The 20,792-nt window shown below is 67.2% G+C and carries 17 protein-coding genes and 4 pseudogenes; 5 read left to right on the top strand and 16 right to left on the bottom strand.

The features are described from left to right. Positions 1-70 precede the first annotated feature (70 nt). From IPJ95_07750 to IPJ95_07735, 4 genes and pseudogenes are all read left to right on the top strand, one after another. Positions 71-721, top strand: coding sequence for a transposase (locus tag IPJ95_07750; protein MBK7923511.1), 651 nt, complete (start codon positions 71-73; stop codon positions 719-721). After that, positions 709-1,281, top strand: coding sequence for an IS110 family transposase (locus tag IPJ95_07745; protein MBK7923510.1), 573 nt, complete (start codon positions 709-711; stop codon positions 1,279-1,281). The genes IPJ95_07750 and IPJ95_07745 overlap by 13 nt, the downstream gene beginning before the upstream one ends. Before the next feature lie 1,482 nt (positions 1,282-2,763). Continuing rightward, a pseudogene (locus IPJ95_07740) lies at positions 2,764-3,291 on the top strand (transposase). Positions 3,292-3,580: 289 nt separating this feature from the next. After that, a complete protein-coding gene (locus IPJ95_07735) occupies positions 3,581-4,033 on the top strand; it encodes an IS110 family transposase (protein ID MBK7923509.1) in 453 nt (150 codons plus the stop codon). Between the two features lie 483 nt (positions 4,034-4,516). Here the strand turns inward: IPJ95_07735 and IPJ95_07730 are convergent, their stop codons facing one another. The 8 genes and pseudogenes from IPJ95_07730 to IPJ95_07695 all read right to left on the bottom strand — a co-directional run bounded on the left by IPJ95_07730 (position 4,517) and on the right by IPJ95_07695 (position 11,481). Further along, complete coding sequence (locus IPJ95_07730) at positions 4,517-5,005, bottom strand: hypothetical protein (protein MBK7923508.1); 489 nt, start codon at positions 5,003-5,005, stop codon at positions 4,517-4,519. A 3-nt stretch (positions 5,006-5,008) separates the two neighbouring features. Beyond that, positions 5,009-5,812, bottom strand: coding sequence for an RHS repeat-associated core domain-containing protein (locus tag IPJ95_07725; GenBank protein ID MBK7923507.1), 804 nt, complete (start codon positions 5,810-5,812; stop codon positions 5,009-5,011). 303 nt (positions 5,813-6,115) lie between these two features. Further along, positions 6,116-6,583, bottom strand: coding sequence for a hypothetical protein (locus IPJ95_07720; protein ID MBK7923506.1), 468 nt, complete (start codon positions 6,581-6,583; stop codon positions 6,116-6,118). Beyond that, the gene (locus IPJ95_07715; protein ID MBK7923505.1) at positions 6,567-7,280 is read right to left on the bottom strand and encodes a hypothetical protein; all 714 of its coding nucleotides are present in this window, start codon (positions 7,278-7,280) and stop codon (positions 6,567-6,569) included. Before IPJ95_07715 ends, IPJ95_07720 begins: the two co-directional genes overlap by 17 nt. Positions 7,281-7,354: 74 nt before the next feature. Further along, a complete protein-coding gene (locus IPJ95_07710; protein MBK7923504.1) occupies positions 7,355-8,323 on the bottom strand; it encodes an IS3 family transposase in 969 nt (322 codons plus the stop codon). Further along, positions 8,289-8,513 (bottom strand): annotated as a pseudogene (locus IPJ95_07705) (transposase). The gene IPJ95_07710 and the pseudogene IPJ95_07705 overlap by 35 nt, the downstream one beginning before the upstream one ends. Positions 8,514-9,789: 1,276 nt before the next feature. Beyond that, on the bottom strand, positions 9,790-10,293 hold the full coding sequence (locus IPJ95_07700; protein MBK7923503.1) for an RHS repeat-associated core domain-containing protein: 504 nt from the start codon (positions 10,291-10,293) through the stop codon (positions 9,790-9,792). Positions 10,294-11,103: 810 nt separating this feature from the next. Continuing rightward, positions 11,104-11,481 carry a hypothetical protein gene (locus tag IPJ95_07695; protein ID MBK7923502.1) on the bottom strand — a complete coding sequence of 126 codons (378 nt, stop codon included), beginning with the start codon at positions 11,479-11,481 and terminating at the stop codon, positions 11,104-11,106. 233 nt (positions 11,482-11,714) lie between these two features. Between IPJ95_07695 and IPJ95_07690 the strand changes: the two are divergent. Further along, positions 11,715-12,617: pseudogene (locus tag IPJ95_07690) on the top strand (IS3 family transposase). 721 nt (positions 12,618-13,338) lie between these two features. Here IPJ95_07690 and IPJ95_07685 read toward each other — a convergent pair. From IPJ95_07685 to IPJ95_07650, 8 genes and pseudogenes are all read right to left on the bottom strand, one after another. Further along, on the bottom strand, positions 13,339-13,698 hold the full coding sequence (locus IPJ95_07685) for a hypothetical protein (protein ID MBK7923501.1): 360 nt from the start codon (positions 13,696-13,698) through the stop codon (positions 13,339-13,341). Between the two features lie 165 nt (positions 13,699-13,863). Then, entirely contained in the window at positions 13,864-14,505 is a 642-nt protein-coding gene (locus IPJ95_07680) for a hypothetical protein (protein MBK7923500.1), read from the bottom strand. A gap of 418 nt (positions 14,506-14,923) precedes the next feature. Further along, a pseudogene (locus IPJ95_07675) lies at positions 14,924-16,034 on the bottom strand (IS3 family transposase). A 590-nt stretch (positions 16,035-16,624) separates the two neighbouring features. Next, positions 16,625-16,957: a hypothetical protein gene (locus IPJ95_07670; GenBank protein MBK7923499.1), complete on the bottom strand. Its 333-nt coding sequence runs from the start codon at positions 16,955-16,957 to the stop codon at positions 16,625-16,627. A 316-nt stretch (positions 16,958-17,273) separates the two neighbouring features. Further along, positions 17,274-17,519, bottom strand: coding sequence for a hypothetical protein (locus IPJ95_07665; GenBank protein MBK7923498.1), 246 nt, complete (start codon positions 17,517-17,519; stop codon positions 17,274-17,276). Between the two features lie 173 nt (positions 17,520-17,692). Then, positions 17,693-18,004, bottom strand: coding sequence for a hypothetical protein (locus tag IPJ95_07660; GenBank protein ID MBK7923497.1), 312 nt, complete (start codon positions 18,002-18,004; stop codon positions 17,693-17,695). 996 nt (positions 18,005-19,000) lie between these two features. Beyond that, complete coding sequence (locus IPJ95_07655) at positions 19,001-19,570, bottom strand: RHS repeat-associated core domain-containing protein (protein MBK7923496.1); 570 nt, start codon at positions 19,568-19,570, stop codon at positions 19,001-19,003. A gap of 69 nt (positions 19,571-19,639) precedes the next feature. Beyond that, positions 19,640-20,617 (bottom strand): tyrosine-type recombinase/integrase, encoded by a 978-nt coding sequence (locus IPJ95_07650; GenBank protein MBK7923495.1) that lies wholly within the window; start codon positions 20,615-20,617, stop codon positions 19,640-19,642. Positions 20,618-20,792: the final 175 nt, after the last annotated feature.

The raw sequence follows: 20,792 nt of genomic DNA, 5'->3' as shown, positions 1-20,792 counted from the left end.
CTCCGCCCCCCTCACCCCGGAGCCACCCCATGACCCCGATGAGAAGCAGGCCTACGCCCGCCAGTTCCCCGTGCATGTCGGGGTCGACACTGCCAAGCAGTTCCACGTCCTGGTGGCCCAGGGCCCTGACGGACGCCGCTCCAAGCCCTTCAAGGTAATTGTCTGCCGGGCCGGCTTCGCGGCCACCCACGCGCACCTGCAGGACCTCTTCCCGGGGCTCACCCCCGCCCAGATGCTGGTCGGCTTGGAGTTCGCCGGCCACCACGGCTTCACCTTCGCCCGGTTCCTGGCTGACCGGGGCTACCCCGTGGTCAATGTGCTCCCGGCCCACACCAATCGGTCCAAGGAGCTGGAGGACAACAGCCCCTTGAAGACCGACGCCAAGGATGCCGCCCAGATCGCCAAGCTGGTCGGGATGGGCATCTTCGTCCGCTTCCCGTTCCTGACGACGCCCTACGTCGAGCTCCGGCTCCTGTCCGTCCAGCGGCACCGGCTCACCGTCGAAGCCACCCGGTTCAGGAACCGGCTGCAGGGTGTCCTCGATCTGGCGTGGCCCGAGTTCCTCGGGCAGTTCAGCGGGCTCCACAAGCGGACCCCGCTCGCGATCCTGGCGCGCTGGCCATTGCCGCAGGAGTTCGCCGCCGCCACACCCCAGGCCGTCTGGCGGCACATCCACGCCGCGTCCCGGGGTCACGTCTCCAGGAGCGGGTGGCGACGCTGATCGCTTCGGCGAAGGAGACCATCGCGCTGACCCAGGCCACGCCGGAGCGGCGGCTGGAGATCACCAAGCTCCTCGCTCGCTGGGCGCTGGTCCGGGAGCAACTGGCCGTGGTCGAGGCCCGGATCGTCGCGCTCGTGGACCAGTGCCCCGAAGCCCGGGTGCTGCTCTCGGTCCCCGAGATCAGCGCCGCCTGTGCCGCCACGATCGTGGCCGAGCTGGGCACCCCGGCCGACTTCCAGCACCCGCGCCAGGTCCTCAAGCTCGCCGGGATGAATCTCACCGGCCGCCAGAGCGGCCAGACCGAGGGCCGCCGGCGCCAGTCCAAGCGGGGCCGGCCGATGCTCCGGCGGCAGCTCTTCCTGCTGGCCGGCCGCTGGTGCCAGCCCCGGGGCCTGTACCGGCCCGAGTACGAGGCGATGCGGGCCCGGGGCATCCCGGGGACCAAGGCCGTGTGCGCTCTGGCCCGGAAGCTGGTGCCGCTGCTGCTCCGGATCATGCAGACCGGGGAGCCGTTCGACGAGGGCCGTTGGCGTGGGAATCGCCACCAAGTGGCCGCGTAGCGGCGCCATGCCCTCGCGTCGTTGCCGTTGAGCCGAGCGTGGAGCGAGCGGCTTCCGACCGCCCTTGAGCCTTGCGCCCCGAGCGCCCCCTCAAGCCTGGTCCTGACGCGCTCGCTCGGACCCGAATCGCCCATGAAGATGTGACGGCCCCCGAGGCCCGACGAGCTGTGAGTGTCGCGCGACGGTCCCACCGCACGCAGCAGGACGGCGCTCTTTGACAATCGACGGACCCGTGTGCAGCTTGGGGGCAGCGGTGGTGGGGTGACCTCCGCGTGCCCCCGCTGATGGAGCAGAGGACCGCTCGCATCCGACCATGGGGCCGGCCCGGCGCAAGCCGGTGTCCGCCGGTCTTCAGGACCCTTGGGGCTCCCACCACCCTCTTTCGTTCGCGGCGAGGCCCGCCATGCGCACCGGCCCCAAAGGCCCTTAACCAGCCCGGGCCCGCCGCCCCTGCACTCACTCGGCGAGCACGCGACGCTAGACTCGGCCGCCCGGCCAGGGCGAGGCCCGACAACCCGGAGGTGCTCCTGGAGGTCGAACGGTCCACTATTCAGGCGCGAGTACGTCTGCCGTCTGGGCCCCGGACGATCGCCACCAGGAAGCCGACCAAGCACCAATTCAGCGGCAGGCTCAATAGCGAGACCGCCAGGGTCGACATGATGTACTTGGGCCCTACGGCTTCGATTGCGGCGAGGAGTCGGTCGAGTCCGAAGCTCACCGGGAAGCCGAGCACGTACGCAGTAACGGTGATGGCATCGTAGGCGCCCTCGTGGGCACTCGGGGAGGAACGGGTCCACCCCAAGAAGAGGCTGAGGAGGAGCACCCCAGCGGTGGCTCCAGCGAGTGCTCCGCGGAACCCTGCTTTCCCCGGCGAATACATGTCGACCTCTCGCGCTCGGAGTAGACCTAGTGGCGGACTGAGCAGTTGCCCCCAGTCATCAGCCCGACCCCACCACAAAGACCAGGCGCGACCCCTGTCCGTCCGGAGAGCGCCCCAGCGGGCACTTGCCCGCCGCTGCTCGTGACTACGTCGTACACATAGCGATTCGAGTTGGATCCTCCAAAGGGGCTGTACCTCGCCCCGTTTCTCTCGACCGCGATGGTGGACGCATTGCTCAACACGGCGTTATCGTACTGCTGAGAGGTCATGCCGTCTGGGGCCTCCGAAACGACCCAGCTCCCGGCATACCTTGCCACTTGATCAGCTGGGGCAGTACCGATGACGTTTCGTCCACCCACGTTGAGAAGCTCGAATGTCTTGTCAACTTTCTCATTGTGCACACGCACCGCGCAGTGCTGTGCTGCTCCCTCAAGCCCCTCGACAGATCGGCATCCGATCTCAACGGTATCGGCCTTCAATCCAAAAGGATCCGTGAACGTGACACCCCTATTGCCCGATGGGGGTGGAGGGTGACCACCAGCTCCTAGCCCGCCGGCCCCGGCCGGCGCACCCTCGGAGCACCCCTAACCCGGAGTGCTCCCATGATCTCCTTCCCCCGGCGCGAGCGCGCCCAGACGGCCGCCGCCGTGGTCGGCGTCGATGCCGGCAAGTTCTCTCACACCTTGGTCGTCCGGCCCAAGGGCCAGGCAGACTGCAAGCCGTTCAGCTTTCCCACCACCCGCCAGGGGTTTGAGGCGGCGGTGGCGTTCCTCAGCCAGCAAGCCCCCAGTGCCACGCCTTCCACGATCCTCGTCGGGATCGAGTTCGCCGGCAATTACGGCTTCACCTTCGCCCACTTCCTGGCCCAGCTCGGCGTTCCCGTGGTGAGCGTGCTGCCCGCCCACACCAAGCGCTGGAAGGACGTCGCCCATAACCAGCCCTTGAAGACTGACGCCAAGGACGCCGGCACCATCACCGATCTCCTCGCGCAGGGGCATTTCGTCCGCTTCCCCTTCCTGGCCCCGGCCTACGCCGATCTCCGCTACCTGGTGGCGGCGCGGGAGCGGCTGTCGCTGCTCCGCCGCGGGGCGATGACCCAGCTGCGGAGCCTCTTGCAGGTCGTGTTCCCGGAGTTCGAGGCGATCTTTCCGCTGCTCACGAAGAAGACGCCCTTCGCCATCCTCCGGGCGTTCCCGACACCGGAGGATCTCCTCAAGGCCCCGAAAGCCAAGGTACTCCGGGTGCTGCACTCGGCCAGTCGCGGCCATCTGGGCGCCGAAACCTACGAGCGGCTGATCGTCGCTGCGAAGGCCACCTTGGGGTTGCCCGGAGCGCAGGGTCGGCTGCGTCAGGGAGATCGGCCTGGTCCTCGAGCGGCTGGCGCTCTTCGAGACTCAGATCAAGAGCCTGGAGACGGCGATGGTCGACGCCCTGCAAGGGGTGCCCGAGACGCCCTACCTCCTGAGCATCCCCAAGGTCGCCCCGGTTACCGCGGCCGTCTTCCTCGGCTCGATCGGCGATCCCCGGGCCTACGAGTCGAGCGGCCAGATCCTCCGGGTGGCCGGGCTCTCCTTGATCGAGCGCTCCAGCGGGATACTCCGCGGCACCAAGCGGATCTCCAGGCGGGGCCGGCCGCTGCTCCGCCAAGCGGCGTACATGTTCGCGGTCCGGAGTATCACCAAGGACGGCCTGTTCCGGGCCGAGTACGAGGCGCTGTGCCAGCGCAATGGCGGCCAGAAGATGAAGGCCGTGGTGGCGGTGATGCGCTCGGGGCTTCGGCTCCTCTACAGCGTGGCGCGCGACCGGCGGGTCTTCACGGCCGAGCCGCCGGTGTGGCGTGAGCGGCCGGCGCGGCAAGCAGTCTCGGCCTGAGTCGCTATGCTGGACGGCTGGCCGGCCGGGACGAAGGAGCCCTTGTTCGCTTGAGGCAGCCCATTGGGCTGGCCTCCCATTTTACACGGCTCCCCTGGCCGAGGGTCCGCTCGAGTCTCCGATAATGGGGTGTCGAGGGTCGCCCGCGTCAGCGGGCCACGCCTCCGAGTTGGGCTAGGATCGAGCTACGCGGGGCCCGTCAGCTGGCAGGCGCTCTTTGACAATCGACGTACTCGGCTTCATCGTGTGCCTCGGGCCCGGCGCGGATCCGTGTTGTGAGCCGAGGCGTGCTGCGGCGCGGCCTCCGGAGAAACACCTGATCGCGGGCGGGCTCACTTTCCACTCTGCCCGGGCAGCTACCCGGCGCGGATCCGACAATCCGAATGACGGGCGCCTCGCGCGCCGCGTCCCACGTGACACGCGATCGCGCCGGGTGCGCCGTCACCCGGTTCCTGCAGGGGCCTCGTGCTCGTCCGCGGCTGGTCAGGAGCGGCCTCCTGGCTGTTTGATGCGCCAGGTGTCGTCGCCGGCGGCCTTGGGGCTCACCGTGATCTCTAGGCCATCGGCGCCGAGAATGAACCACGAGTACTCACGCAAGTCATCCGAGTCGCTGAAAACAACAAGCTGATAGCCATTTGACCAGTGAGTGACCATGTCCCATGCTGGCCCAGATATGCTAATAGCATCGAGCCGTACGCCTACGAGAGCAGCCAGCGAGGCGATCAGCTCACCGTCCGGCGAGCTGTCACTGTTCCAATCGCAGATTACCCTGTGAACTGTCTGGAGGCGCCAGGGACTACCAATCGTTATCCTCCGCCATCCCTGTAGGTGCCCAGCCGACGCGTCATCGACGTGCCTCATGTCACCAATGTCGATCACGATTGTCGAACCAATTGGGTTGCTGACGGCGGTGCACGGCTGGCCAACTAGCCCCTGAAGGGCTGCGGAGAGTGCCTCGCGGGTGTTCAGCATTTCTTACTCCGGTGGCCTGATGTACTTGGCATTCTGCCGGACGATGTCGGCCGCCTCACGCAACTGCTCCTCGGTGAGTGACTTGACATCGTAGAATTTCTTGAGGCGGCCGATTTCTGTGTGGAAAGCGTTCTCGCCTTCGGGTGTAAACCTATACTCCTTCTTGATCTGATTTGATGCCCGGTTTTCAGCTGAGTTGCCGCCGCCACGGCCTGCCCTCGCCATCTGAAGCGGCTCGGTACCGCTCATGATTGCATCGGCGGCCTTACCAGCCGCCGTCCCAATTGCGATGGCGCCGGCGACAGCGTTCGTTAGCGCCAAGGCGGGTGAGCAGGCAGGTGCAGCAGGCCCGCAGGCGAGGCCCTCCAGACCGCCCTCGGCAAGCCCTCCGAAGAACCCGGCTGCGCCGCCTAGGGCTTGGGCACCTGAAACGAAGACCTGGCAGAGCAGGTCTTGCTTGGGACACAATCCGAACGGATCGGTATAGGCTACCGGGTTGTTCCCATTAAACTGGTACAGATTCACACCCCCCGCAATCCCGATGGGGTCTTCCTGCAGCCAGCGTCCCGAGTTGGCGTCGTAGCTGCGATTCCGGAAGAGGGACACCCCCGGCTGGTCGGCATTGCCCATCCGGGTGGCATCGAAGGATGAGCCATTGGTGGTGGTGCCCGCCTCCCGATGGCCGCCATCCCCCCAGACCGCCTGATTCCGGCTGCCATCGAAGTCCGCGGCGGCCAGCTCGCGGCCCTGCCCGTCCGTGACGAAGTAGATCTCCTCGACCGCACTACCATAGGAGTAGCGCGCCATCAGCAGGTCGTCCGTGCCGCCCCCGTGGATGAAGCGGTAGGTCTCGTTGGCGAACCGGGAGACGTTGACGCCCTCATAGGCCAGCAGGTTCCCCCGTAGTTGCAGGGCCGGAACACCTGGCCCTCCGGATCATACTGGCAGCCGTTGCGGGGTTCCGAGCGCAACCGCGCCTCGCCCTGGGACCACTCGACGTACTTGTACCCCGCCTGCCGGCCCATCGCATCATAGAACCAGCGCCGGTCCTGGTCGACCGTGGCGGCCGTGACCGGCGTCGGGCGCTGGGCGATCCGCGCGCCGTCGGCATCATACTCGTAGGCCAGGTCGAAGGGCGTATAGGTGTCGCTCCGGCTGCTGGCCTGCAGGCGGTTCGAGGCCCCCCGCGGTCGAGAAATTGTCGACTGTGTACTGCTGCAGGGTTCCCCCATCCCAGCGGGCCCGACGGTCCATGTTGCCACCGATGTCATGCCGCGTCGTATCGCCGTAGAAGGTGCTGCCCTCCAGGGTGGTCTGACGCAGCAGCTCGCCCCGGATATTGTAGACGTTCGTGACCTGGCGGGTGGCCCCCCCCTTGCCGCAGGGGAGGCCGGGCAGATCCTGCTGGGTCCAGTCGTTGCAGGCGTAGCTCTGGGACCAGATCCGCCCCACCGCGTTCACGTACCCCACGCCGTAGCTGAAGTCGAACCGGTCGCTCTTTCCGGTGGGCGGCTCGTAGACGGTCTTGACGCCGGCCACGGTCACCAGCACGTCCTGCAGGTCATACGTGGACGTCACCACGGCGCTGTTGGGGTAGGTGATCGTCTTGCGCCGGCCAAGGCTGTCCCAGGTGAACCGGAAGGCCCGGCAGGGTGGCATCACCAGCCCTGCCTGCCAGTTGTCCGCCTTGCCGAAGCAGGCCCGGAGGGTATCGAGGTCGCCCTGGGCGTTGTACCGGTAGAGCACCGAGTCCTGCCAGGGCATTGTACAGGCCCGTCTCGCCCGCCATGATGAGCTTGGTCCGCGCGCCCGCGCTGTCATACACATACCTGAGGGAGTCGAGGATGGCGTGTATCTGGTTGCCGGAGCCGTCGAGCGTGTTGAGGTCCGTGACCCGGGTCTCCAGCGCGCCATCCGCCAAATAGCTGCTCCGGATCACGCCCCATCGGTTGGCGGTGCGGGTGATCCGGCCGAGCAGGTCGTAGCTGTAGCTCACGCTGTCATCGGGAATGGTGTCGACCCGAATGCAGCATCCGGGGATCTGCCACTCAACCGGCGTCTCCGGCCGCTCCTGCAGCTGGAACACGCGCTTCGGGTAGATCATGGCCGTGCGCCGCCCGAAGGCGTCATACCGAAACCGCGTGGTGAGGCCATTGCGCATGCGGAGCGAGTCGAGGAGCCCGCCCACAGAGTAGAAGGCGCGCTTGGTCTGGGATGCGTCATCGACCTCGCCCACCGTGAGCCCCCGGGCATCGTAGCGGTAGTGCCGCTTCACACCTGGGGGTCGGTCACGGAATCGATGCCGCTGCCCGCGGACCTGGGCTTGCCCCGATTTCGTGGACACCTAGGTTAGGCGGCTGCGGTCAGCCGCGCTTCGTAGGCGGCCGGGCTGAGATAGCCCAGGGTCGAGTGCCGCCGGTGGACGTTATACCAGCCATCGAGGTACTGCGCCAGGTCGGTCGTGGCCTCCGCGAGGGTGGGCCAGCAGGCGTCCGCCACCAGTTCGCGTTTGAGCGTGGCGAAGAAGCTCTCCACCACGGCGTTGTCCCAGCAATCGCCCCGCCGGCTCATGCTGCAGGCGATGCCCCCCTGAGCCAGCTGGGCTTGGTAGTCGCGGCTGGTGTACTCCTTCCCCGATCCGAGTGATGCAGCAGCCCCCACGGCGGGCGACGCCGGGCCAGCGCGCGGCCCAGGGGCGGTGAGGGCGAGCTGCCGATCCAGGCGGGCACTGAGCGCCCAACCCACCACCTGCCGCGAGCAGAGATCGAGGACCACGGCGAGATAGCACCACCCCGCCGCCGTCGCGAGGTACGTGACGTCGGCCGCCCAGACCCGGTTGGGCTGCGACACCGTAAACTGGCGGGCCAGCTGGTTGGGGGCGGGCGCCTGCCGCGGATCGGCCTGGGTGGTGACCCGGAAGCGCCGCCGGGGCGTCCCCACCAACCCGGCCTCGCGCATCACCCGGGCGACCCGCTTCCGGCTGACCCGGCGGCCCGCTTCCTCGCGCAGATCCTTCCAGATCCGAGGACTGCCGTAGCGGCGCCGACTCCGGCGGTGGAAGGCGGCGATCTGGACTCCCAGCAGGGTATCGTCTTGGTAGCGGGCGCTGGGGTCGCGGCGCTGCCACGCGTAGAAGCCGGACGGGGTCACGGCCAGGACCCGACACATCAGGCGCAGCGGATACGCGTCTCGGTGCTGGGCGATCATCGCGAACCGCCGCGCAGGTCTTTCGCGAAGAACGCCGCTGCTTTTTTGCGAAGTCGCGCTCCATCCGAGCCACCTCGAGCTCGCGCTTGAGCCGACGATTCTCCTCCTCAAGGCTCAGGGTCGAGACGGGGCGGGCGACGTCTCCGCGGGCCTGGAGCTGCTGCTTCCAGCCCCGCAGCTGCTCGGGCCGCAGATCCAACTCCCGTGCCACCTGGCTCAAGGGTCGCCTGCCCTCGACGACCAAGCGGACCGCTTCCAGCTTGAAGTCAGGGCTGAACGACGGTCGGGCTCGCTTCTTCATAGGACACCTCCTGCCTCCATAATGGAGGCTCAGGTAGGTGTCCACCAAATCGGGGCAGGGTCAGTTGCACGATACTCGACCGAGTACATGCCGATTCATCTCTCAGAATACCTATGCCTCGGTCCACTCCGAATGGAAGGTGTGAACGGTCATTCGGACTTCTCAGCGCAGCGGGAGGGCCCCGCAATAGCGGCCAAGTAGAGCGTGTCTGGCGGGAGTACCGCCAGCTGAAACCGGGTGTCACGCGCAGCCCATTCATGACCTGTAGCAATGGTTGGATCCTCGCAGAAGCGGTACGGGGGGCCGAATTCCCGACTCAAGCTCCCGCGAAGCGCGGAGAATCTGGCGCGCAGCCCCTCCGCGGAGAGGTGCCACGTCACACCAACAAATACCTTCTCACCACGACCATTCAGGACTACCCGCAATGTTGAATCCCCCCGGGCGTTCTGGCACATCATGAACGGGCCGGTGCCGCCTCCGGGATACCGTGGGAGCGGTGAACATGCTTGCATCGCCTCGGCAATCCAACTGGAGCTCGCCACCTCGGTGTTGGATTGGGCCTGTATGCAGCTCGTGTGAAGCAACATGGCGCAGGCAAGGCAGGCCCATTTCACGACATCGCTCACGGAGTCATCCGGCGTGGAAAGATAGGGTGGTGTGAGTGGTCGGCCCTTGCGGGCCAGCCCAGAAACTCCCGAATCACGTTCTCCGAGCCGAGGGCCAACGTCTCCGAGAGTCCGAAGAACCCAGAGCGCTGTGTATTTTGGTGGCCGAGCTCGTGGACGATCGTGAGTGGCAGGTAGAATGCGTCCGGATGGCGCTCGTGAAACCCGACATCAATGTAGCTTATCCCATTCCGCGTCGTCCCAGCGTCCCACGCCGTGACTGGATCATCGACTACTCGCAGGCCCATGCTCTCGTACGCCGCAAGGTACTCAAGGAACTCCTCGCCGACTCCGCCAACTCCCCGCCACTGTTGGCGGCCAACTCGAGCACATGCTTGGCGCGCTCGTAGGCTGACTTCAGTTCGGTAGCCCGTGGCCCTTCGAATTCAATCGCGCAACCTCCAACACGGTTGCACTTCTGCGTCCAGACATAGAAGAGAAGCGCATCGAGGTCATCCAGGCCATCGTTGTTGAAGTCGCTGGTCCAGGCCTCGTAGCCGACGTGACAGCATTCCGGTGGCGCAATGCTCCGGAAGTGCTCCCAGTCGGGCGCGAGCCCGGTCGGGTCGCGGGCCACCAGCGGCCGCCCCCCCACGTACGCATACAGGTTCTCACCCCCCCGCCACCCCGGCCGGGTCCTCCTGCACGAAGCGCCGCTGGCCCGGGTCGTAGTACCGCGCCCGGTGGAAGTACCAGCCCGTCTCCGCATCCCACTCCCGGCCGGTCCAGCGGTAGCGCAGCGTCACCCCCGACCCCGCATTGGCAGCGACGCTCCCGTAGGGCGTGTAGCCATAGGTCCTGACCCAGGTGCCGTCCCGCTTGATGATCTGGTGGACGCTGCCCAGCTTGTCGGTCGCCACATAGTAGTGGTCGGTCGCGGCCGCGGTGGTCCGGAACGCCACCAGGTTGTCCGTCCCCGGACCCCAGACATACCGGGTGCCGATCGTGCTGCCGGCCGAGTCGGTCTCGAAGGCCACCTGCCCGCCGTGATACACGAACCGGGTGAAGCCCACCGTGCCGCCGGTGGCGGCGGCGTAGACCCGCTTGGCGATGCGCCGCCCGAGCACGTCGTAGGCGTACCGCGCGATCAGCGTGGCGCCCTGGGCCACCCGCACCAGACGGTTGAGGGCATTCTCGAAAGGCGGAACGCAGCGCGGGGCGGCCGGTGGTCGCCCCGCGGGTGGAGTGCGCTACCCCGGCGCGCCTCATGCTCGCTCTCGTCAGCTCTTCCTGTGCGCTACATCGCCCAAGGCAGCCCTGCAGCCCGGGCGCGCTCCAGCAAGACTGATCGGTACTCCCCCTCCGATAGTCTCACGGCATCCTGCAGAATGAGCTCCGCCTCAAGGACCGCACTGAAGGTCCCATTCGGCGGCCTTCGCGGCGACGTGTCGGCGCGCCACGCGTCGATCAACCAGGCGGCGTCACATCCGCACCTGAAGACGATGCGTGCCTGCTCGGCGGCCAGCGGCCCACGCGCGGCACCTGGCGCCATGCTGACCCTGTCATCCGTGAGGGGCGTTGTAGGATCAACAGCAATGGCGCAGGGTCGCCTGACATGGCCTTGTAGTGCACTGCGAATGCGTGCGCCTCCCGAGCCGTCGACAATCCGGAGTAGCCGCCCTCAGCCACCAGGAAGGCGATCGCATACTTGGTGCTGGTAGAGTCCCTCGCCCAGCGCTCCTCCACGACTGCAGGGACAGTTGTCCCCGAGGACGAGGTGCCGCGGCGCGCTTCTTCCCGCCACGCGTCGATGAGAGCCTCTGGCAGCCCATTCCCGTAAGGGTCCAGAGAATCGGGCAGTGTCCACAGCGCATCGCGCTTGATGGTGACGTTGTCGCACCGTACTGCCCCCCGGGCCGCACCAGTGGTGGCGATCAGCGTACCCAGGCCCAGCACGAGCCACCATCCGCACAATGTTTTCGTGGTCAGTTGCACGATACTCGACCGATTGCATGCCGATTTGTCTCCCAGCATACCTTTCCCTCATTCCAGTCCGGATGGAAGAAGTGAATGGACTCGTGAACAACGATGTTCCCCAACGGCCCTCTGCGGAATAGCTCGGCGGTCAGAATCGTCCAAGGGCCGAATGTTGCGGCCCAGACGGTGCCGTGCGCCGCACTTCCATACATGGCCGTTGCTGCATTGCCAATACCGCAGTAGCCGCTATTGAGGCGATCACGAAGCGGTTCGCGCATGTCGTCCTTCTTCAGTTGGAGCGCAGTAGCAGCGGCGCACTGCTCGATCGTAAGTGCTTTCGCATCGGCCAGGGCATCTCCCACAGTACCGACCCGCGTGCCGTTCACCGTCAGTTCGTCGAGGCTCCCCCTATCGCGTTCACGCTTTGCGATGAAGGCGTTCAGTTAGGCCCCGTAGTCCGGTCGGTACTTGGCCACCCAACTCCTCGGAGCGCCCACCGTATACCAGTATTCCCCATTGACATACACATCGGTGGTCCAAGAGAGAAGACTCCCAGAGTGGAGTTGCCAGCCGTTCGTGGAGAGTGCTAACCTCGAGCACCTCAATGCGAGGGAATGCCATGCCAGCGACGCCCAAGGGAGTCCGCGTCCGGCGGAAGTACGAGTTCATCAAGGCCCACCGGCAGCAGTTCCCGATTCAGGTGATGTGTCGGGAGCGGGCCGTCGCACCCAGTGGCTACTACCAGTGGCTCAAGTGCCCGCAGTCGAAGCGCGCCATCGAGGACGCGCGGCTCCTGCGCCTGATTCGCGCCTCCTTCACGGCAAGCCAGGGCATCTACGGCGCGCCCCGCGTGTTCCTCGACCTGCGGGAGGCCGGGGAGATCTGCAGCAAGCACCGGGTCGCTCGCCTGATGCGCGAGAACGGACTGCGCGCCCTGCATGGCCATCGCACGCGTCGTTGGGAGGTGGGGAAGCCGGCGGTCCTCACGCCGCACCTGCTCAAGCGGCACTTCGCGCCTACGCAGCCCAACGTGGCGTGGGCGACGGACATCACGTACATCCGCACGTGGCAGGGCTGGCTGTACCTCGCCGTCGTGCTCGATCTGTTCTCCCGCAAGGTCGTCGGGTGGGCCGCCGGCCCGACCATCCACCGCGAGCTGGTCCTGAACGCGCTCGCGGCCGCGGTGAAGCAGCGGCGGCCGCGCGGGACCATCATTCACTCGGATCAAGGCACGCAGTAGGGCAGCGATGCCTGGCGCCGGTTCTGCCAGTCCACCCAGCTCGCACCGAGCATGAGCCGTAAAGGCAATTGCTGGGACAACGCGGTCGCGGGGTCCTTTGTCAGCAGCATGAAGAAGGAGCGCATCAAGAAGCGCATCTATCCGAGCCGTGACGTCGCCCTGGCGGACATCGCCGAGGACATCGATCACTTCTACCACCCCGTTCGACGGCACAGCCACCTCGCGGGCGTTAGCCCCGAGCAGTTCGAAGCCGCTCACAGGCGTCGCCGCCGAGCCGGTTAGGAGTCAGTGCTCAGGCTCCACGGAAAGCTGGGAACTCCACCTCTCGCACTGTCGACGGAACCGGGATGCCTTCGGCGGCGACCAAGGAGCAATCCGGCGTGGGGCTACGAGGGGCTTCCGAAACGATGGTTGAGCTGTGCATCTATTCCCATGACTTATCGACGCGCCGCAACTCAAAGGTCCCTTCCTGATTCGGCGACCATTCATGCGTCGTCCGCCAGGAACCATGTGCGCTCTGCGAACCCATCGTCCCGCTCAGGATGACCCCCCCTGATGGCGGCACACCAAGCACAGCCTCGAACGACCCTTGTTTGAGCAACCATCCGATCGCTCCTGAGTCCGCCCGCAGACCTGTGGCCGGTGGTGCAGCTGGCCACAGGACGCGGTACACTCCACGGGTGCACCGCTCACAGTGAATGCGAACGACATGAGCGCCCCAACGCGCCGAATCCTCCACGAACTCGAGGCGGTACACGGCGCGACGCGCACCCACTGGATCGAATAGCACACACTCCCACAGGCCCAGGAGAGGCGCTGGATCCTGCATTGAGTCCTGCAGTGCCCGGAGGTGTCGCTCTGACCTTTCGATCAACTGCTCGGCAGTAGGCTGTTCGTGTTGAGCCGCGAGCGGGCTCCTGGCAGCGCCACGGCGCACCACAGCGCGACCGCCTCCCAAGTGACCGCTGTTGATGACAACACTGTGCCTCCAATCGTTGGCGTGCTAATGCCGCGTGCGAATGCCGTAATAGCTTGGATTGCTGTTCCGCACCAGGTTCTCGAAGTCGACACCCTGCTGATAGGCGAATGACTGGGTACTGCCCCGAATCCACAAGAAGTAGCCTTCCGCGAGTTCATGCGTGATCACGGAGGCAATGTCGATCACCGGCGCCGTAAGAGTACCTGCGTTGAACAACGCGACAGCATGGGCGCTGAACTGGCTGGGATTGTATGCAACAAAGAGGTCCGCAGCGCCTCCAGTGTTCCACCCTGGTTCGTTGTCCAGTGTCAGACGCACAATTGTGACATCGACTCCTTCTGACACGAGTTTCATCACCCAGAGATTGCAGGTCGGCTCGTTCACACACTGTCCTTCATCGCCGGTGGGGCCCAAACCACCGCACGCGCCCTGCGCCACCGATCCACGCCTCCATTCGTCGTTGTGCGGCCCGGACGGACATGTTCCAGCTCCCGAGATACTCCCCTGTTGCGGCAACGAAGATCTGTGTCGTTTCAAGCAGGGTACCGCTTATCCCAAACCACCCATCCCATCCCGCATGACTCGCCGCGCAACAATCGCTGGGCCACTGCGTGAACTTCGGGTCCGGCCCAAGCCCCGACGGGTCCGCGGCCACCAGCGGCCGCCCCCCCACGTACGCATACAGGTTCTCACCCCCCGCCACCCCGGCCGGGTCCTCCTGCACGAAGCGCCGCTGGCCGGGTCGTAGTACCGCGCCCGGTGGAAGTACCAGCCCGTCTCCGCATCCCACTCCCGGCCGGTCCAGCGGTAGCGCAGCGTCACCCCCGACCCCGCATTGGCAGCGACGCTCCCGTAGGGCGTGTAGCCATAGGTCCTGACCAGGTGCCGTCCCGCTTGATGATCTGGTGGACGCTGCCCAGCTTGTCGGTCGCCACATAGTAGTGGTCGGTCGCGGCCGCGCTGGTCCGGAACGCCACCAGGGTTGTCCGTCCCCGGACCCCAGACATACCGGGTGCCGATCGTGCTGCCGGCCGAGTCGGTCTCGAAGGCCACCTGCCCGCCGTGATACACGAACCGGGTGAAGCCCACCGTGCCGCCGGTGGCGGCGGCGTAGACCCGCTTGGCGATGCGCCGCCCGAGCACGTCGTAGGCGTACCGCGCGATCAGCGTGGCGCCCTGGGCCACCCGCACCAGACGGTTGAGGGCATTCTCGAAAGGTGGAACGCAGCGCGGGGCGGCCGGTGGTCGCCCCGCGGGTGAGTGCGCTACCCCCGGCGCGCCTCATGCTCGCTCTCGTCAGCTCTTCCTGTGCGCTACATCGCCCAAGGCAGCCCTGCAGCCCGGGCGCGCTCCAGCAAGACTGATCGGTACTCCCCCTCCGATAGTCTCACGGCATCCTGCAGAATGAGCTCCGCCTCAAGGACCGCACTGAAGGTCCCATTCGGCGGCCTTCGCGGCGACGTGTCGGCGCGCCACGCGTCGCTCAACCGGGCGGCGTCACATCCGAACCTGAAGACGATGCGTGCCTGCTCGCCAGCTGACCGGCCCGCTTTGTCTGGTCCAGTTGGTGAGTCAGTCTAGGCCGCGGTGAGCGGCTCCTGCGGGCTGCTGTAGTTGGCCTGGGCAGGATGGCCTCCGGGGCTGGGGGACGATAGCCGAGGGCGCTGTGGGGCCGCACGCGATTGTAGTGCACCCGCCACTGCTCCACCAGGACCTGCGCCTCGTGCAGCGTGGCGAAGACCTCGCGGTTGAGCAGCTCGTCCCGCAGCTTGCCGTTGAACGACTCGCAGTAGCCGTTCTCCCATGGGCTCCCCGGCGTGATGTAGAGCGTGCCCGCCCCGACCCGCCCCAGCCAGGTCCGCAGGATCGTCGCCACCATCTCGGGCCCGTTGTCTGACCGGAGGTGGGCGGGCACCCCGTGGACTTCCATCAGGTCGGCGAATACCTCGAGCACATGGGGCGCGCGCAGCCGACGCGCCACCCGGATCGCCAGGCACTCCCGGGTCCACTCGTCGAGCACCACCATGAGTTTCAGGGGCCGCCCGTCGTCGGTGCGGTCCATGACGAAGTCCCTGACCAGACGTGGTGCCGGTGCGCCGGCCGCAGGCGCACGCAGGAGCCGTTCGCGAGCCAGAGCCGGCCCCGCTTGGGCTGGCGCTGAGGGACGCGGAGCCCCTCCTGCTTCCAGATCCGCTCCACGCGGCTCAGACTCACCACCCAGCCCTCCAGGGCCAGCAGCGCCTGCACCCGCCGATAGCCGTAGCGGCCGTACTGGGCCGCGAGTCGGACGATGGCCGCTCGGAGCGGGCCGTCGTCGGCCCGGGGCGTGGGCAGGTAGCGAATGGAGGAGCGGGCGATGCCCAGCGCCCGGCAGACCCGCCGCTCGGAGTAGCCCAGCCGGCTCCGGACGTCGGCCACCGCGTCCCGCCGCCGTGCTGGGCTCAGTATTGTCCCTCCGCCACCTCTTTCAGGATCAGCTTGTCCACGGTCAGCTCGGCCACCACCCGTTTGAGGCGGGCATTCTCCAGCTCGAGCTCCTTGAGCCGCTTAGCCTGGTCAATCTTCAAGCCCCCGTACTGCTTGCGCCAGCGGAAGTAGGTGTGATCGGTGACGCCGATGACCTTGCAGGCCTCGGTGATCGTTTTGCCCTGGCCGAGCAGGACATCCGCTTCCCGTAGCTTGTGGATGATGTCGTCCGAGGTGTACCGTCGCTTCGCCATGAGACCAGGCCTCCAGGGTGTGGGTAGAAACTACGTCCATCACACCTGGACCAGGAATTGGAGGGCAGGTCAAGCGCCGTGGCCCCAACTGCCCGATCAGCAGCCCGAGGCCGAGCGCAGCGCCATAGTACCCGAGCAGCACGGTCCATCAGGGAGGACGCAGCCATTGCTCCGAACGACCTCCCGTTGCGGCAAGACTCAGGAGGAACGCCGCCGCGCAATAGTGCGCACACCTGTTCGCTCGCTGCATGATCACGCGGCGGCGCTCCCTGCTGTCCCCAGGCCTCATGGGACGCTCACCACCGTGTGAGTTCACAGATGGCGCCATGCGCGCATGCCACGCAGCCCGGAGCGCCGTCAGGTGTAGGAGCCAGGCAGCCAGGGCTACCGCGCGGCCGGGCCCAGCACCCCTGACCGTGGGTCCCGCCCGGCGGGCCCGACCCCGGTCACGGTTCCTCGGGGTCGGAGAAGGCCGCCCGCAGCCGGAGCGCCGCCAGCGGACCGACGACCACCGCATGTGATGTTGCCGCCCGTCGCCATTGCGACTCCCGCCCGAGGATCACCGCCGGGCGCCGCGCCAGGCGCCACGACTACTCCCAGCGTTCGAGCACAACGATGCGTCCGTCCTTGAATACCCTGACGACACCCCCTCCGCCCGGCGCCAATGGCTTGGGAAGAAAGGAGACGACCACACCCGCCGCATCCCGAACAAAGCTGGCCACCTCGAGCATCGGCCGCTCGGACTTTGGCAGCGTGGACTCGAGCGCGCGCTGGCCGGCGCGCACCAGGGCCGCTGAGTCCTGCGGCATCGCCCCCTGGAACTGCGCGGCGCCGTTCGTGGTGGCGCCACCACACGCGAAGGTGCCTGCACCCCCAGCAAGGAGCGCGGTCACGCGCAGGCAGGCGCGGTTCGGGAACGCCATGCCGTATGCCTCCTCCGTGGGTGCGCACCGGCTGACCGGGCGCAGTGCTCGATCGCTGACCATTCACCGAGACATCGCCTGGCCCACGAGAGCCCCCCCAGAAAGCCCGGCTCACCGAGCCGACGAAGGGGACGTCTGGCGCACTCAGCCCCCAGCATCCCGGCGGCCCGCCCTTCATCGGGGCGTGACGCCCACCCGGCCACGAGGAGCTACTCGTCTGGCAGCCATCCGGCCGCACCAAACATGGCTCCCACCACTCCGCACAGCGCCACGGCGATCACGATCTGCCGCAGGGTCATGCTCCCCGGCATGGCGGTCAGATAGACCAGGGGAATACCGGCAGCGACACCACGGCGCCGAGCCCGGCGGCCCGCCAGCGCGTCGTGGCATGCGGTCGCACTCTATCGCCGAGAAGGCCCACCATCGCCGCCCCAGCAAAGTTCAGGCTGACAGTCACGCCGATCGGGAGGTGCGGAGGGGATGCTCGTACCCAGCCGGACTGGCTGTACTGCACCGCAGCGACCACAGAGGACCCCGTTGCGTAGAGCATCGCGTACTTCATGATCGGGCCTTCCGCACGCCGCATCGGGACACCTCACGCCAGAAGGACGGGCCGGGCGCGACGAGGACCAGAAGGGCGTCTGTTCCGGTGACGATCGCGACGCCGGCCGCAGCCGCCACGGAGCGGGTCTCCCCGCGCCGACCGAGCTCGTGTCACCGGGCCTCAAGGCAACGTTAGTGGAACTTGCCCGTGAGCGCTCCGAATAGCAGCAACACCCCGGAGATCATGAGGAGGGCCTTGATGAGCGGCCTCGGAAGCAAGGCGAACCACCCGATGCTCCGGACAACAACGAAGAGCACCCTGGGCCGTTCAATCGCCGCAAAGAGGAAGACCGCGCCGCAGTACGCGACCACAATTGAGGTACCATCAAGGTATAAGCACCTAGAGCCCGCGAGCGCGAGGGCTACGCCAACAGAGACAAGTAGGACGTAAAGCAGCAGAAACGTCCAGAAATCGACTTCAGTCTCCGTGCCGTCAGGTGGCATAGTGCCCTCTTCCATTACGACAAGGCCTGCGCCATTTCCCATCGGCACAAACGCCCGCATCCTTCGCCCCCATCACCGTTGGCAGCAAATGGACCAGACAAAGCGGGCCGGTCAACTACCGCGCCTGTGGGGATGGTGCTACGAAGTTCCACCGGACGACTTCGTACGACGGGCCGAGCCAAGCCAGTGGACGCCCATGACTATCCCCACCACCAGACTGAGCGCTCTTTCTCCAGAGAATGGTGCACCCTCCACCATACTCAGGAGCCCGCTGAGGCCGAAAGCAAGGAAGCCCAATGTTCCAATGGCAGTCATGTGCCGTTCGGAGAGGGGCTGATTGAGCCTTCTCCATAGCGACACGCCCTTCCGCTCAAGCACCATGACATCCCTCATCATTGCTGCCGCGCACTGAGATCGCGCGGCATCGTACCCATCGCACGGCACTGCATGCTAGTAATAGTCGTACCATGAGGAGTTATAGGCGCACATTGCTGCTGTTCCGACCCACTCGCCCCCCGTCAAGCCCCACCCGAGGACACCTACGGTATTGAGCACCTGTGCCCCTACCGCCGCGAGGTTGGGAGCGAGGGCGAGCGAGCCTGCCATAGGAGATGTCGGATGTGGCCATACCTCCCATACCTCTGGGGCCCGGGACGCCAGCTGAGTTAGGCTAGTGAACGGAAGGCGCCGCCCCAGGATCGAACCCGTTGCATAGACTCGGCCAAGCGCCATGACACCTCTCGCCGCCCTTCCGGCCAGGTTACCCAGCCCGTCGCGGTAGTACTCGCGGCCCCTCGCGGCACACTCGCGGAGAGTGGAAGTGCGTGGGCCGGAGCCATCCCGCTCTGTCGTAGTCCCCCGAGGCCCGCCTGCCCCCCTGCCTCTTGGACCTGCAGGCCGGTGAGGAAATGACGACCCCGGAGGCGCGTTGCGACCCGTACCTGGACCGATGAAGCCGCCGTTTCCTGCTCCTCCCGCTTTTTCACACTTCAAATCTCAAGTCGGGACACCATTCTCGTCTACGCCACGGGTCACGATCTGAACCCAGCCCTCCCCGCACAACGGATCCAATCCCCACGGATCCACTACATTGACCGGATCGTTGCCCGAGTACCCGAACAGGTTGTGGCCCCCCTCGACCCCGATCGGGTCCTCGCTGATCCACCGCCCGAGCGCCGGGTCGTAGTACCGCGCCCGCATGTAGTAGAGCCCGCTCTCGCTGTCGTACTCCCGCCCCGCGAAGCGGTACCGCACCACGACCCCCGTGTCCGCGACCGCGTCGCCCCAGGGTGCCTCGGCGTACTCCTTCACCTTGGCGCCGGTCCGGCCGGCCGGGCCAGGCGCGCACGGTGCCGTTGATCGGGTCAAGGATCGCCGCCAGGGTATCACTGACCGGGGTCGTGGTCCGCAGGGCCAGGAGCTGGTCCACGCCCCCTGGATACCGGGCGTATTCCCGCAGCACGGTTCCCGCGGCGTTGAGGTCGAAGATGACCTGGGCGCCCTCGTATACGTAGTACTCGTCCGCGGCGGCCATCTGCTTCCGCACCCGGCGCCCGAGGGCATCATAGAACATGCTGTCCACGAGGGCTCCTGTCGAGCCGTTCCGGTGTGGCGACCGGTGCGTCGGTTGTGCGGTCAGGCAGTCGGACGGCCGGGCCATTCGTGGTCCATCTCGATCCGCCGTAGCGCCGGTCTAGCCGCCGCGCCGTTCGGCGGGATGGGCCCGCGCGTGCACGGCCAGCAGGCGCCCGATGGCGAGGTGGGTGTACCGGGCGGTGGTGGAAAGGTTCGCGTGGCCGAGGATCTCCTGCACGTCGCGCACGTCGGCGCCGCCATCGAGCAGGAGGGTGGCCATGGAATGGCGGAAGAGGTGGCAGCTGCCGGGCTTGCCCACCCGGGCGCCGGCGACGTATCGGGCCACCCGCGCGGAGAGAGGTGATTGAGGCGGACGCGGGTGCCTCGCGTGGAGAGGAACAGCCATCCCGGATCGGAGGCCCCGGCCAGCCGGGGCCGGGCTCGGCGCAAGTACCGTCCCAGCCACTGCAGCGCCCGGCGGCCGACCGGCACCGCGCGGTCCCGCTGGCCCTTCCCCGCGCGGACGAGCAGCACGCGCCGCGGCGGGTCGAGGTCCGCGATCCGGATCCCGGCCGCCTCCGCGCGACGAATGCCGCTCGAATAGAGCAGCTCGAGGAGCGCGCGGTCGCGCAGTCCGAGCGGGGTCGTGGCATCGGGCTGGCGGAGCACTCGCGTGGCCTCGCGATGGGAGAGCACCGCGCGGGGCAGCTGCACCGGGCGCCGGGGCAGGATGAGCTGGCGCGTGGGGTCGGCGGCGAGCAGCCCCTGGGCCACCGCCCACCGCAGGAACGCGCGGAGCGCTCCGAGGTACTCGGCCCGGGTGCCCCAGCCCAGCGGCGCGCCATCGGGGCGGCAGGCCCGGGCGAGCGCCGACTGGTAGGCCTCGAGGGTGTCCGGGAGGAGGCCGGGGAGCGGGTCGCCCTCGGGCCCGGCCCAGGCGAGAAAGCGTTCCACGGCGCGGCGGCAGTTGCGGCGGGTCGCGGGAGCATGGTTGGTGGCCTCGAGCCAGTCGAGGTAGCGGGTGAGCCACGGGTGCATGGGGCGCTCCAGGTTGGGAGGAGCGAGGGTGGCACACGGGCATGCCCCCCGCCAGAGGCGGGCCGACGGCCGGGCTACCGGGCGGGGCCCCGGGGCGATAGGATCTTGCTCACCCAGGATCCCATCGGGCTGGCGGGGGGCGTCAATCTCTACGCCTACGCCGGCAACAACCCGA

This window comes from Gemmatimonadota bacterium (genome assembly GCA_016713785.1).
GTDB lineage: Bacteria > Gemmatimonadota > Gemmatimonadetes > Gemmatimonadales > GWC2-71-9 > JADJOM01.
Note: the sequence above shows the minus strand (reverse complement) of the source record. Positions and strands in the feature narration are given on the sequence as shown.